We start from the raw sequence: 14395 nt of genomic DNA, 5'->3' as shown, positions 1-14395 counted from the left end.
GGGCGCAGGTGTCCCTCGCGCCCGACGACGGTAATCTCGGCTCCATGGCCTCACGTACGTCCGGCAAGGGTTCCCAGAGCACGGCGGGTCCCTCGAAGCAGCGCGCCGGGCGTCCCGCGAGCGCTGCCGGGAAGGCGCCCGCCAAGGCGACCGCCAAGAGCGCGAAGAAGGCGCCGGCCAAGCCGGCCGGCCGCGCACCCGCCCGTAAGGCGCCCGCCAAGAAGGCCGCGGCCAGGCCCGCGCCGCGCCGCGCGCCCGCCGCCCCGGTGGTGTGCGCCGTGCGGGCCGAGGGGTCGCCCATGGCGTCGGCGCGGTCTTCCGCGGCGTCGGGCGCGGCGCCAGGAACCTCGACCCGGCGCACCGTAAGGACGGCCTCGCCCTGCTGCTGCTCGGCCTCGCGCTCGTGGTGGCCGCGGGCACCTGGTCCAGCCTGGAGGGCCCCGTCGGCGAGCTGGTGACGATGCTTGTCACCGGCGCCTTCGGCCGTCTCGACCTGGTCGTGCCGATACTGCTCGGTGTCATCGCCCTCCGGCTCTTCCGCCACCCCGAGCGCCCGGAGGCCAACGGACGGATCGTCATCGGCCTGTCCGCGCTGGTCGTGGGCGTCCTCGGGCAGGTCCACGTGGCCTGTGGCGCGCCCAGCCGGGAGGACGGTGCCCAGGCCCTCCAGGACGCGGGCGGGATGATCGGCTGGGCCGCCGCCTCGCCGCTGATAATGACGGTCGGCCGGGTCCTCGCCGTACCGCTGCTCGTACTGCTGACGATCTTCGGCCTGCTGGTGGTCACCGCGACCCCGGTCAACGCCATCCCCCGGCGGCTGCGGCACCTCGGGATCCGGCTCGGGGTGATCGAACCGCTGCCCGGCGAGTACGAGCCCGAGGACGCCGGGCACGAGGACTACGCCGAGGACTGGCGCGAACCCCCTGCCAAGCGCCCCCGGCGCGCTTCCGCACACCTTGATCTCGACGAGACCCTGGCCGCGGACGCCGAGGAGGAGGCGCTGAGCAAGCGCCGCAAGCCGCGCCGCGCCGCCGGGCAGGCCCTGCCGCCGGGCGGCCGGGAGCCGGACGCCGTGGACCTGGCCGCCGCCGCGGCCGCCTCGGTCGACGGCGCCCTGCTGCACGGCGTGCCGCCCACACCGCTCGTCGCCGGGCTCAGCAGCGGCATCTCCCAGGACGCGGGGCAGCAGCCGGGCTCCGTGCCGGCCGCGCGCGGCACCGGCCGGGAGGACCGGGAGGCAGGCGTGCTTGACCTCACCAAGGGCGTGCCGGACCTCACCCGCCCCGCGCCCGAGGCCCCGGCCGGGCTCCCCGCGCGGGCCGAGCAACTCCAGCTGTCGGGCGACATCACCTATGCGCTGCCCTCGCTCGACCTGCTGGAGCGCGGTGGACCGGGCAAGGCCCGCAGCGCCGCCAACGACGCCATAGTGGCCGCGCTGACCAACGTCTTCGCGGAGTTCAAGGTGGACGCGGCGGTCACCGGCTTCACCCGGGGCCCGACGGTCACCCGCTACGAGGTCGAGCTCGGCCCCGCCGTCAAGGTCGAGCGGATCACCGCCCTCGCCAAGAACATCGCCTACGCCGTCGCCAGCCCGGACGTGCGGATCATCAGCCCGATCCCCGGCAAGTCCGCGGTCGGCATCGAGATCCCCAACACCGACCGCGAGATGGTCAACCTCGGCGACGTACTGCGGCTGGCGGACGCCGCGGGCGACGAGCACCCCATGCTCGTGGCGCTCGGCAAGGACGTCGAGGGCGGCTATGTGATGTCCAACCTGACGAAGATGCCGCACATCCTCGTCGCCGGAGCCACCGGTTCCGGAAAGTCGTCCTGCATCAACTGTCTGATCACCTCGGTCATGGTCCGGGCGACCCCGGACGACGTGCGGATGGTGCTGGTCGACCCCAAGCGGGTCGAGCTGACCGCCTACGAGGGCATCCCGCACCTGATCACGCCGATCATCACCAACCCCAAGCGCGCCGCCGAGGCCCTGCAGTGGGTCGTCCGCGAGATGGACCTGCGCTACGACGACCTGGCCGCCTTCGGCTTCCGGCACATCGACGACTTCAACGCCGCCGTCCGGGCCGGGAAGGTCAAGCCGCCGGAGGGCAGCGGCCGGGAGCTGTCCCCGTACCCGTACCTGCTGGTCATCGTGGACGAGCTGGCCGACCTGATGATGGTCGCGCCGCGGGACGTCGAGGACTCGATCGTCCGCATCACCCAGCTGGCCCGCGCCGCCGGCATCCACCTCGTGCTCGCCACCCAGCGTCCCTCCGTCGATGTCGTCACGGGCCTGATCAAGGCGAACGTCCCCTCGCGGCTGGCGTTCGCGACCTCCTCGCTCGCCGACAGCCGGGTCATCCTCGACCAGCCGGGCGCCGAGAAGCTGATCGGCAAGGGCGACAGCCTCTATCTGCCGATGGGGGCGAGCAAGCCCGTCCGCATGCAGGGCGCCTTCGTCACCGAGGCCGAGGTCGCGGCGGTCGTGCAGCACTGCAAGGACCAGATGGCCCCGGTCTTCCGGGACGACGTCACGGTCGGCACGGCGAAGAAGAAGGAGATCGACGAGGAGATCGGCGACGATCTCGACCTCCTGTGCCAGGCGGCCGAACTGGTGGTCTCCACCCAGTTCGGGTCGACCTCGATGCTCCAGCGGAAATTGCGTGTGGGATTCGCCAAGGCGGGCAGACTCATGGACCTGATGGAGTCGAGAAACATCGTGGGCCCGAGCGAGGGTTCCAAGGCCCGCGACGTGCTGGTCAAGCCCGACGAGCTGGACGCCGTGCTCGCGGTGATCCGGGGTGACGCGTAGCCGCGCCGACCGGGCTCCCGGTCCCCGGGAACCCCTCGTAAGAGGTGGTTGATCAACCGTTTCTCTCGGCGGTGTGCCCAGTTGAGGAGAGGGGGCGGGCCGATGTCCCACCGTCGGCGCCGTAGAACCATCTGATGGCGTACAAAGTCCGGCTTCCCGCTTGCCCGACGCTTTCGTATCCCCCCTAGACTGAACCTCCAGCAGGTGGCTGCACGCTCGAAAGGCGCCCACGTGTCCCTCGGCAACCCTCCCGCGGACGACACTCCCGCGGACGACCGGCCGTCCGTCGGCCGGGCCCTCCAGCAGGCTCGTATCAGCGCAGGACTGACCGTCGAAGAGGTCAGTTCGAGCACCCGCGTCCGTGTGCCGATCGTCCATGCGATCGAACAGGACGACTTCTCGCGGTGCGGCGGCCATGTGTACGCCCGGGGGCATATCCGCGTGCTGGCGCGGACCGTCGGAGTGGACCCCGCCCCGCTGCTCGTGCAGTACGCCGCGGAGCACGGCGGGCGCCCCTCGCCGACCCCGGCCGCGCCGCTCTTCGACGCCGAGCGCATCCGCCCCGAGCCCCGGCGCCCCAACTGGACGGCCGCGATGGTCGCGGCGATCGTCGCCGTCGTGGGCTTCGTCGGCTTCACCCTCTTCAACGGCGGGACCAAGGACTCGGGCGGCTCCGTCGCCGCGGACCCCGCCACCGTCAAGCCGTCCACGACCCCGAGCAAGAAGACCAACCCCGGCAAGCCCGCCGACCCCAAGCCCGAGCAGTCCGAGAGCGCCATCGCCGGCGTGCCCGCCAACAAGGTCACCGTCAAGCTCACCGCCGACAACGGCCAGACCTGGATGTCCGCCAAGGACCACAACGGCAAGCTGCTGGAAGAGGGCGTCCTCAAGCGGGGGGACTCCAAGACCTTCACCGACAACAAGCGGATCGACCTGGTCCTGGGCAACGCCGGAGCCGTACAGCTGTTCGTGAACGGCAAGGAGGTCAAGAACCTGGGCGACGACGGGCAGGTCCAGCGCCTGAGCTACACCAAGGGTGACCCCGTGGAGGGCTGATCCCCGCCTCCGTCGGCGGCTGACCAGCGACGGAGCGGGCGCCGAAACCGGGAGCGGCACGCCGTCGGGTGACCATCCTCTCGGTACTGGTGCACACTCGGCAACCGATACGGCCCCGGGACAAAGTAGGCTGAGCCCTATGCCCGAACGCCGTACCGTCGCTCTTGTCACACTTGGCTGCGCCCGTAACGAGGTGGACTCGGAGGAGCTGGCAGGCCGCTTGGCGGCGGATGGCTGGGACCTCGTCGAGGACGCCGCCGAAGCCGATGTGGCCGTCGTCAACACCTGTGGCTTCGTCGAAGCCGCCAAGAAGGACTCCGTCGACGCCCTGCTCGAAGCCAATGACCTCAAGGACCACGGCCGTACCCAGGCCGTGGTCGCCGTCGGCTGCATGGCCGAGCGGTACGGCAAGGAGCTCGCCGAGGCGCTGCCCGAGGCCGACGGAGTGCTCGGCTTCGACGACTACGCCGACATCTCCGACCGGCTCCAGACCATCCTCTCCGGTGGCGTCCACGCCTCCCACACCCCCCGTGACCGGCGCAAGCTGCTGCCGATCAGCCCCGCCGAGCGCCAGGGCGCGGGCGAGGCCGGCAAGGTCGCCCTGCCCGGACACGCCCAGGACACCCCGCCGGCCGACCTGCCGGACGGCCTCGCCCCGGCCTCCGGCCCCCGGGCGCCGCTCCGCCGCCGGCTGGGCAGCAACCCCGTCGCCTCCGTGAAGCTGGCCTCCGGCTGCGACCGGCGCTGCTCCTTCTGCGCCATCCCGTCCTTCCGCGGGTCCTTCATCTCCCGCCGCCCCTCCGATGTGCTGGGCGAGACGCGCTGGCTCGCGGAGCAGGGCGTCAAGGAGATCATGCTGGTCTCCGAGAACAACACCTCGTACGGCAAGGACCTCGGCGACATCCGGCTGCTGGAGACGCTGCTGCCGGAGCTGGCGGCCGTGGACGGCCTGGAGCGGGTCCGCGTGAGCTACCTCCAGCCGGCCGAGATGCGGCCCGGCCTGATCGACGTCCTGACGTCGACGGAGAAGATCGCGCCCTACTTCGACCTCTCCTTCCAGCACTCGGCGCCCGGCGTGCTGCGCGCGATGCGCCGCTTCGGCGACACCGACCGCTTCCTGGAGCTGCTGGACCAGATCCGCGCCAAGGCGCCGCAGGCCGGCGCCCGCTCCAACTTCATCGTCGGCTTCCCCGGCGAGACCGAGGAGGACGTGGCCGAGCTGGAGCGCTTCCTCGCCGGGGCCCGGCTGGACGCCATCGGCGTCTTCGGCTACTCCGACGAGGACGGCACCGAGGCCGCCACCTACGACGACAAGCTGGACCCCGAGGTGGTCGCGGAGCGGCTGGAGCGGGTCTCGCGCCTCGCCGAGGAGCTGACCGCGCAGCGCGCGGAGGAGCGCCTCGGAGAGACCATGGAGGTACTCGTCGACCGTGTCGATGAGGAGGACGGTGTGCTCGGCCGGGCCGCCCACCAGGCGCCCGAGACCGACGGTCAGGTCATGATCCGCACCGACCGGACGTTCGCACCCGGCAGCATGGTCGTGGCCAAGGTGGTGGCGACCGAGGGCGTGGACCTCGTCGCCGAGCCGCTGGGCGGCGAAGGGTGTACCGAGGAGGCGCGCAGATGACCGGAGCCCCGGCCTCCGCCGCAGGAGGCCACGCCCCGGCGACGGCCGTGCGGCCCCCGGCCGGGCTGTGGAACATCGCCAACATCCTGACCATGATCCGGCTGCTCCTGGTGCCCGGGTGCGTCCTGCTGATGCTCCACAACGGCGGCTACGACCCGGCCTGGCGTTCCTTCGCCTGGGCCGCGTTCGCCGTTGCCATGATCACGGACCTGTTCGACGGGCATCTGGCCCGGATGTACAACCTGGTCACCGACTTCGGCAAGATCGCCGACCCGATCGCGGACAAGGCGATCATGGGCGCGGCGCTGATCTGCCTGTCCGCCCTGGGCGAGCTGTGGTGGTGGGTCACCGGCCTGATCCTCTTCCGGGAGGTCGGTATCACGCTGATGCGGTTCTGGGTGATCAAGCACGGCGTCATCCCGGCCAGCCGCGGCGGCAAGATGAAGACCCTCGCGCAGGGCGTGGGCGTGGGGATGTACATCCTCGCGTTGACCGGGCCGTTGGCCACTGCCCGCTTCTGGGTGATGGCGGTGGCCGTGGTGTTGACCGTGGTCACCGGCCTCGACTACGTACGGCAGGCGATCGTGCTGCGCCGGGCCGGTCTGGCCGCGCAGCGCGAGCGGGCGGGCCGGGAAGCCGTGCGATGAGCGCGGCGGAGAGCGAGGGCGCCGGTGCCGCCGGCTCCCCGGCCGCCGAGGTCCTGCGGGTCCTCGTCGACCGGGGGCGTACGGTGGCCGCCGCCGAATCGCTGACCGGCGGGCTGGTGGCGGCCGAGCTGACCGCGGTGCCGGGCGCGTCCCGGGCGGTGCGCGGTTCGGTCACCGCGTACGCGACCGAGGTCAAGCGCGAGGTGCTGGGGGTGGACGGCGGGCTGCTGGCCGCCCGGGGCGCCGTCGACGGCGAGGTCGCCGGGCAGATGGCGCGGGGCGTCCGGGCGCTGCTCGGCGCCGACTGGGGCGTGGCCACGACCGGCGTCGCCGGGCCGGACGCACAGGACGGCAAGCCCGTCGGGACGGTTTTCGTCGCCGCGGCGGGACCGGCCGGCGCGACGGCCGTACGGGAGCTGTCCCTGGACGGCGACCGGGCGCGGATCCGGGCGGAAAGCGTACAAGCCGTGCTGGAACTGCTGCTGGGCGAACTGACAGAAAACGTGGGCGCAAAGGATACGGAACACAACGGGGGGAATTGATGTTTGCAGCCCTGAGTGAACACGACATAGCTCCCCGCACGGCCGGAGCCCGAGGCGGTACGGTGGGGCGTGAAGGATCCGGATTCGCGGTCCAAGGAGGGAGCCACCGATGATTTTGCTCCGTCGCCTGCTGGGTGACGTGCTGCGTCGGCAGCGCCAGCGCCAGGGCCGCACTCTGCGCGAGGTCTCCTCTTCCGCCCGGGTCTCGCTCGGTTACCTCTCCGAGGTCGAGCGGGGGCAGAAAGAGGCGTCCTCCGAGCTTCTCTCCGCAATCTGCGACGCTCTGGACGTTCGGATGTCCGAGGTCATGCGTGAGGTGAGTGATGAATTGTCGCTCGCCGAGCTGGCGCAGTCGGCGGCGGCGAGCGAGCCGGTACCCGCGCCGATGCGGCCTATGTTCAATTCGGTGTCCGTGACGTCCGTGACGGGCGTGCCGGGGGAGCGAGTCACCATCAAGGCTCCCGCGGAGGCCGTGGATGTGGTCGCGGCCTGACGGCGGTCAGGAAGAGCAGTCTGGAAAACAGGTGTTTCCCGTCGAGGATCCCGGTCGGATGTCTGACCGGGATTCTGGCGTTTCCGCCCCCTTCGCCACCTTTGTGCGATGGTGGAGGAAACCGGGAGCAAATGAACGGACTGGACATGCGAACAGGAGAAGCGGATGTCTGTGGTGAAGAGCCCGCTGTCCGAGCAGGACCGCAAGACCGTCGGTGACGCCCTCCAGGGCGCCCTGGTCGACCTGGTCGATCTCTCGCTGGTGGCCAAGCAGGTTCACTGGACCGTGGTGGGGCCACGCTTCCGATCGGTCCACCTCCAGCTCGACGAGGTCGTCGCCAGCGCGCGGATCCACGCCGACACCGTCGCCGAGCGCTCCTCCGCCCTCGGTACGGCGCCGGACGGCCGGGCGGAGACGGTCGCCAAGACCAGCGGCATCGCCCCGGTGGGCGACGGCTGGAACAAGGACACCGGAGCGGTGCAGATCCTGGTCGACGCGCTCGGCGCCGTTATCACTCGAATGCGCGAGCGCATTCAGGTCACCGGTGACCCGGACCCGGTCACCCAGGACATTCTGATCGGCCTGACGGGCGATCTGGAGAAGCATCACTGGATGTTCCAGGCGGAGAACGCCTGATGTGACGAGTCGCTCCGGTGGGCCGGATTGTGGGCCCTCGATCCTTCGAACGAATGAATTGCCGAACGTTCGGGTGGTCGGCTTCGTGTGGCGGGAATCCCCCGGACCCTCGTGGTCCGGGGGATTTCTTCGTCCGGGCCGTTCCCGGGCGTTCCCGGCCGCTCGGGTGGCGCCGGTGGTGTCGCGGCGTTCTCCTGGGGGCAGGACCGGGGCTTCGTGATCCGTCCGACCGCGGGGGAGGGCGAGCAGGCTCCGCCGTGTGACGGTCCGTCCGGCCGACGCGTCGCGCGGTGCGGCGGTGTGGCGGCCCGGCGCCCCTGGGGCCCGGGGTTCTCAGGGGGCGCGTACGGCTATGTCGTGCGCTGTCCGCGGACCTGGGTGCGCTCTCCCACGGGACGGGCGACCGGTCTACCGTCGGCCGAAGGAGGCAGCCATGATCCGGCGTGACTTCTGGGGCCGCTGCCGGTCGTACGGGCGACCGGGTGCCGCGCTCGTCCTGGGAGGTCTGTGGTGGTGGGCCGCGTTGCGCATGCTCGGACAGCCGGGCGGGGGCGGGGCCGTGGAAGCGCTTGTCGTCGCCGGCGGCTGGGGCCTGAGCCTGCTGCCCGTGCACTGCGTGCCGTGGACGCGGCGCCGGCCCCGGCGGGTGTCCCGGGCGGTGCGGACGGCCACGGCGGTCCTCATGACCCGGAGGCGGAGCGAGCCGCCCGCGCCGTGAGCCGTGCCCGGGCGGGCCGGACCTCTTTTCGAGCCGTGAGCCGTGAGCCGTGAGCCGTGAGCCGTGAGCCGTGAGCCGTGAGCCGTGAGCCGTGAGCCGTGAGCCGTGAGCCGTGAGCCGTGAGCTGCGGGCCGTGAGCTGCGGGCTTGCGGGCTTGCGGGCTGCGGGCTTGCGGGCCGTGCCTCGTCACCCGGGCGGCTCAGCGGCGTGCTCGGGCTGGCAGTGGGGGCACCAGTAGGTCGGGCGTTCCTGCCCCGGCCCGCCTTGGCCGGCGGTGCGCACGGCGGTACCGCAGCGGCGGCAGGGCCGCCCCGCGCGGCCGTAGACCCACAGCTGGTGATCCCGGCGGGGGTCGGCCGTGGTGATGCGGGTGGGCCGGTCCTTGTTGGCCTCCAGGAGCCTCTTGGCCAGGGCCGGCAGCCGCTCCGGCGCCGGTAGTCCCGCCACCGGCAGCCAGGGGGAGGCACGGAGCAGGAAGCAGAGCTCCGACTTGTAGACATTGCCGATCCCCGCGAGGTTCCGCTGGTCGAGCACGGCCTCGCCGAGCGGCCGCGTGGGGTCGGCGAGCAGACGGCGCAGCGCCTCGGCGGCGTCCCAGTCGGGGCCGAGGAGGTCGGGGCCCAGATGGCCGACGACCGTCCCCTCGTCCGTGGTGCGCACCAGCTCCAGGACGGGCAGGCGGTAGCCGACGGCGGTGTGGGAGGCGTTGGCGAGCACGGCGCGGATCTGGTGGGAGGGCCCGCCCCGCCACCGCTCGCCCGGGGCGAAGACGTGCCAGGCCCCGTCCATCCTGAGGTGCGAGTGCAGGGTGAGGCCGCCCTCGAAGCGGGTCAGCAGGTGCTTGCCCCGGGGCACGACCTCGAGGACCCGTCTGCCGGCCAGGTCGACGGTGGCGAGCTGGGGGACGCGCAGATCGCCGCGGGTGAGCGGCTCGCCCGCCAGCGCGCCGTGGAGGCGGCGGGCCGTGCGCCAGACGGTGTCTCCTTCGGGCATGCCGACCATGATGCCGCCGCCGGTACGGGCCGGGGCACCGGCTCGCGGCTCGCCGGGACGGGGCCCCGGCGGCGCGGTCAGGGGGCCCGCAGGCGGAGCCCCCTCGGGGTGGCGTGGAAGCCCGCCGCCTCCAGCAGGGTGCCCAGCGGCGAGGAGAGCGCGGGGGAGCCGTTGATCCGCTCGACCGTGACGGTGCCCAGCGCGCCCGCGCGGGCGGCGTCGGCGAGGGCGCCCGCCGCCTCCCTGAGCCCGGCGTCGGCCTCCGGCGCCTCGTCGCCCTCTTCCGCCGGCCAGGCGAGGACGGTCTTGCCACCGCGCTCCACGTACAGGGCGAGGGCGCCGTCGAGGAGCACGACGAGGGAGCCCGCCTTGCGACCGGGTTTGTGGGTCGCCCCGGCGGGCGGCTCGGGCCAGGGCAGGGCGGCGCCGTAGGCGTTGGCGGGGTCGGCCGCGGCGAGGACGACGGCCCGCCGACGGGCGGGCTTCCGGGCGGACCCGGGCCCGTCCCAGGAAGGAGCGCCCGGCTCCTCGGCGAACGTGCCGCCGCCCGCGCGCTCGCGCGCCGAGCCGACGGCGCGCAGCCGGTCGACCGCGCCGTCCATGGCGAACTGCGCGGCGCCCAGGCCCTCGACGACGTACCCCCGGCGGGCCTGCCCGCTCTCCTCGAACACGGACAGCACTCGGTACGCGGCGGAGAATCCGCCCTCCACGCCCTCGGCCGCCACCGCTCCCCGGGTCACCACGCCGTGCCGGTCGAGGAGCGTACGGGCCAGGGCGTGGGCCCGGTGCGTGGGGTCGGGTTCGTGCGCGGGCAGCAGGGACCAGCGGCCCGCGACCGTGGGCGGCCCGCCCCGGGACGCGGCGGGCCGCAGCGGGACCCCGCCGCGGGCGCCGAAGGAGCCGTAACGGCCACGCGGCACCGCCCGCTTGGCGCGGTGCGCCGTGGAGCCCGCCGTCCGGCCCGATCCCAGATAGGCACGGAGGGGGGCGAGGGTGTCATTGGTGAGCCGGCCGGACCAGGCGAGGTCCCAGACGGCGTCGGCGATCTGCGGATCCGTGCTCTCGGGGGACTCCGCGCGCACCCGGTCGGCGATCTGACGGAAGAACAGGCCGTAACCGCCCGACAGGGCGTCGAGCACGGCGCGGTGCACCGGCGAGAGCTCCAGCGGGTGCGGGCCGGGCAGCAGCAGGGGCGCGGTATCGGCGAGCAGCAGCGACACCCAGCCGTCCTTGCCGGACAGCGCGCCCGCCCCGGCCCAGACGACCTCGCCCGCCGCCGTGAGCTCGTCGAGCATCGCCGGGGAGAAGTCCGCCACCCGTGCGGGCAGCACCAGCTTCTCCAGGGCGGAGGCCGGGACCGGCGCGCCCTGCAACTGCTCGACGGCACGCACCAGGCTGTCCACGCCGCGCAGGCTGTGGGTGCCGACGTGCTGCCACTGGGGGAGGAAGGCGGCGAGCGCGGTGGGCGGCACCGGCTCCAGTTCGTGCCGCAGCGCGGCGAGGGAACGGCGGCGCAGCCTGCGCAGGACAGCGGCGTCGCACCATTCCTGCCCGATGCCGGAGGGGTGGAACTCCCCCTGGACGACCCGGCCGTTCGCCGCGAGACGCTGGAGGGCCCCGTCGGTCACGGCGGGGCCGAGCCCGAAGCGGGCGGCGGCCTGCGCCGACGTGAAGGGCCCGTGAGTGCGGGCGTAGCGGGCGAGGAGATCGCCGAGCGGGTCCTTGACGGGCTCCGTGAACGCCTCGGGAACGCCGACGGGCAGGGCCGTGCCCAGGGCGTCGCGCAGCCGCCCGGCGTCCTCGATCGCGGCCCAGTGGTCCCGCCCGGCGATACGGACCCCCAGGGCGCGGCGCGCGCCCGCCAGCTCCCGCACCCACCGTGGATCGGCGCCGCGCTCGGCCAGCTCGGCGTCGGTGAGCGGGCCGAGCAGGCGCAGCAGGTCGGCGACGCCTTCGGCGTCCTTGGCCCGCCGGTCGTCGGTCAGCCACCGGAGCTCGCGCTCCAGCTCGGCCAGCACCTCCGGGTCGAGCAGCTCCCGCAGCTCCGCCTGGCCCAGCAGCTCGGCGAGGAGCCGCGAGTCGAGGGAGAGGGCGGCCGCCCGGCGCTCGGCGAGCGGGGAATCGCCCTCGTACAGGAACTGGGCCACATAGCCGAACAGCAGGGAGCGCGCGAACGGCGAGGGCTCCGGGGTCGTCACCTCCACCAGCCGGACGCGCCGGGCCTCGATGTCGCCCATCAGCTCGGTCAGCCCGGGCACGTCGAAGACGTCCTGGAGACACTCGCGGACGGCTTCCAGCACGATCGGGAACGAACCGAACTCCTCGGCCACCTGCAACAGCTGGGCCGCCCGCTGCCGCTGCTGCCACAGCGGGGTGCGCTTGCCCGGGCTGCGGCGGGGCAGCAGCAGGGCGCGGGCCGCGCACTCCCGGAACCGCGCGGCGAACAGCGCCGAGCCGCCCACCTGGTCGGTGACGAGCTGGGCGACCTCGCCCTGGTCGAAGGTGACGTCGGCGGCCCCGACGGGGGACTGCTCCGCGTCGTACTCCGCGCCCTGCCGGGCGGGGTCGGCGTCCAGCAGGTCCAGGCCCATCAGATCGGCGTCGGGCAGGCGCAGCACGATGCCGTCGTCGGCGTGCATCACCTGGGCGTCCATGCCGTACCGCTCGGTGAGCCGGGCGCCGAGCGCCAGCGCCCACGGGGCGTGCACCTGCGCGCCGAAGGGGGAGTGGACGACGACCCGCCAGTCGCCCAGCTCGTCGCGGAAGCGCTCCACGACGACCGTCCGGTCGTCGGGCACATGGCCGCAAGCCTGGCGCTGCTCCGCGAGATAAGCGAGGACGTTGTCCGCCGCCCAGGTGTCGAGACCGGCCGCGGTGAGCCGCTCCCGCGCCGCCTCGGGCGCAAGGCCCCCGACCTCCCGCAGGAACGCGCCCAGCGCCCGGCCCAGTTCGAGCGGGCGGCCCAGCTGGTCGCCCTTCCAGAACGGCAGCCGGCCGGGCACCCCGGGTGCCGGTGTGACCAGGACGCGGTCGCGGGTGATGTCCTCGATCCGCCACGAGGTGGTGCCCAGGGTGAAGACGTCGCCCACCCGCGACTCGTACACCATCTCCTCGTCCAGCTCGCCGACGCGGCGGCCGCCCTTGGCACCCTTCCCGGACTCCGCGCCCGCCAGGAACACACCGAAGAGGCCGCGGTCGGGGATGGTGCCGCCGGAGGTGACGGCGAGGCGCTGGGCCCCGGGGCGGCCGCTGAGAGTGCCGGCCACCCGGTCCCAGACCAGGCGCGGCCGCAGCTCCGCGAAGGCGTCGGAGGGATAGCGCCCGGCGAGCATGTCGAGCACGGCCGTGAAGGCGGACTCGGGGAGCGCGGCGAAGGGGGCCGCGCGCCGCACCACGGCCAGCAGCTCATCCACCTCCCAGGTGTCGACCGCCACCATGGCGACGATCTGCTGGGCCAGGACGTCCAGGGGGTTGGCGGGCACCCGCAGCGCCTCGATGGCCCCCGCGCGCATCCGCTCCGTCACCACGGCGGCCTGCACCAGGTCGCCGCGGTACTTGGGGAAGACCACACCGGTGGAGACCGCGCCGACCTGGTGCCCGGCGCGGCCGACCCGCTGGAGCCCGGAGGCCACCGAAGGCGGCGACTCGACCTGGACGACCAGGTCCACCGCGCCCATGTCGATGCCCAGCTCCAGGCTGGAGGTGGCGACGACGGCCGGCAGCCGGCCGGCCTTCAGGTCCTCCTCGACCAGCGCCCGCTGCTCCTTGGAGACCGAGCCGTGGTGGGCGCGCGCCAGCACCGGGGGAGCCCCCCGCGCCGCGCCGGACTCGGCCATCAGCTCCGCGGGGGAGTGGTGCTCGGGCAGGGGCTCGCCGGTGGCCCGTTCGTACGCGATCTCGTTGAGCCGGTTGCACAGCCGCTCGGCGAGACGGCGGGAGTTGGCGAACACGATCGTGGAGCGGTGCGCCTGGACGAGGTCGGCGATCCGCTCCTCCACGTGCGGCCAGATGGACGGCTTCTCCTTGGCGTCACCCTCCTGCACGGGTGAGGCGCCGAGCTCCCCGAGGTCCTCGACGGGGACCACCACCGAGAGGTCGAACTCCTTGCCGGACGGCGGCTGGACGATCTCGACCTTGCGCTGCGGTGACAGATAGCGGGCCACTTCGTCGACCGGCCGGACGGTCGCGGACAGGCCGATGCGCCGGGCCGGGCGCGTCAGCAGGGCGTCGAGGCGCTCCAGCGACAGCGCGAGGTGCGCGCCCCGCTTGGTGCCGGCGACGGCGTGCACCTCGTCCAGGATGACCGTCTCCACCCCCGTGAGCGCCTCGCGCGCGGCGGAGGTGAGCATCAGGAACAGGGACTCCGGGGTGGTGATCAGGATGTCCGGGGGGCGGGTGACCAGCGCCCTGCGCTCCGCCGGCGGGGTGTCGCCGGACCGGATCCCCACCCGGACCTCCGGCTCGGGCAGCCCCAGCCGCACGGACTCCTGCCGGATCCCCGTGAGCGGGCTGCGGAGGTTCCGCTCGACGTCGACGGCCAGGGCCTTGAGCGGGGAGACGTAGAGCACCCGGCAGCGCTTCCTGGCCTCGGCGGGCGGCGGGGTGCTCGCCAGCCGGTCCAGGGAGGCGAGGAAGGCGGCCAGCGTCTTGCCCGAACCCGTGGGAGCCACCACCAGGACATCGGAACCCCGGCCGATCGCCCGCCACGCGCCGCTCTGCGCGGCCGTGGGCGCGGTGAACGCCCCCGTGAACCAGGAGCGCGTCGCGGGGGAGAACCCCGCGAGGCCCTCGGCCGGGCCCCCCACCGCATCCGCCGCCGTACCCGCCGCCACGTCGTCCGCCATGCACCCCATCGTGCACCGCACCACTGA

10 protein-coding genes are annotated in these 14395 nt (G+C 73.5%); 8 read left to right on the top strand and 2 right to left on the bottom strand.

Annotated elements, in window-relative coordinates:
* Nucleotides 1–271 precede the first annotated feature (271 nt).
* The 8 genes from AF335_RS29540 to AF335_RS29505 all read left to right on the top strand — a co-directional run bounded on the left by AF335_RS29540 (nucleotide 272) and on the right by AF335_RS29505 (nucleotide 8531).
* Nucleotides 272–2812 (top strand): DNA translocase FtsK, encoded by a 2541-nt coding sequence (locus AF335_RS29540; protein ID WP_425329132.1) that lies wholly within the window; start codon nucleotides 272–274, stop codon nucleotides 2810–2812.
* A 204-nt stretch (nucleotides 2813–3016) separates the two neighbouring features.
* Complete coding sequence (locus AF335_RS29535) at nucleotides 3017–3868, top strand: helix-turn-helix domain-containing protein (protein ID WP_376697893.1); 852 nt, start codon at nucleotides 3017–3019, stop codon at nucleotides 3866–3868.
* A 139-nt stretch (nucleotides 3869–4007) separates the two neighbouring features.
* Complete coding sequence (gene rimO / locus AF335_RS29530) at nucleotides 4008–5495, top strand: 30S ribosomal protein S12 methylthiotransferase RimO (RefSeq protein WP_102921512.1); 1488 nt, start codon at nucleotides 4008–4010, stop codon at nucleotides 5493–5495.
* On the top strand, nucleotides 5492–6142 hold the full coding sequence (gene pgsA / locus AF335_RS29525; protein ID WP_102921511.1) for a CDP-diacylglycerol--glycerol-3-phosphate 3-phosphatidyltransferase: 651 nt from the start codon (nucleotides 5492–5494) through the stop codon (nucleotides 6140–6142). Before rimO ends, pgsA begins: the two co-directional genes overlap by 4 nt.
* Nucleotides 6139–6684: a CinA family protein gene (locus tag AF335_RS29520; protein ID WP_102921510.1), complete on the top strand. Its 546-nt coding sequence runs from the start codon at nucleotides 6139–6141 to the stop codon at nucleotides 6682–6684. The genes pgsA and AF335_RS29520 overlap by 4 nt, the downstream gene beginning before the upstream one ends.
* 109 nt (nucleotides 6685–6793) lie before the next feature.
* Nucleotides 6794–7177: a helix-turn-helix domain-containing protein gene (locus AF335_RS29515; protein ID WP_086566431.1), complete on the top strand. Its 384-nt coding sequence runs from the start codon at nucleotides 6794–6796 to the stop codon at nucleotides 7175–7177.
* A 165-nt stretch (nucleotides 7178–7342) separates the two neighbouring features.
* Nucleotides 7343–7813, top strand: a complete 471-nt coding sequence (locus tag AF335_RS29510; RefSeq protein WP_102921509.1) for a Dps family protein — start codon at nucleotides 7343–7345, stop codon at nucleotides 7811–7813.
* Nucleotides 7814–8246: 433 nt separating this feature from the next.
* Nucleotides 8247–8531 (top strand): hypothetical protein, encoded by a 285-nt coding sequence (locus AF335_RS29505; protein ID WP_102921508.1) that lies wholly within the window; start codon nucleotides 8247–8249, stop codon nucleotides 8529–8531.
* A 186-nt stretch (nucleotides 8532–8717) separates the two neighbouring features.
* Here AF335_RS29505 and AF335_RS29500 read toward each other — a convergent pair whose 3' ends face one another.
* Nucleotides 8718–9524 carry a DNA-formamidopyrimidine glycosylase family protein gene (locus AF335_RS29500; protein ID WP_102921692.1) on the bottom strand — a complete coding sequence of 269 codons (807 nt, stop codon included), beginning with the start codon at nucleotides 9522–9524 and terminating at the stop codon, nucleotides 8718–8720.
* Nucleotides 9525–9601: 77 nt separating this feature from the next.
* A complete protein-coding gene (locus AF335_RS29495; protein WP_228773601.1) occupies nucleotides 9602–14368 on the bottom strand; it encodes an ATP-dependent helicase in 4767 nt (1588 codons plus the stop codon).
* Between the last annotated feature and the right edge of the window lie 27 nt (nucleotides 14369–14395).

Origin of the sequence: Streptomyces eurocidicus (assembly GCF_002891295.1) — a bacterium.
Lineage (GTDB): Bacteria > Actinomycetota > Actinomycetes > Streptomycetales > Streptomycetaceae > Streptomyces > Streptomyces eurocidicus.
This window is presented reverse-complemented; position numbering and strand designations above follow the sequence as displayed.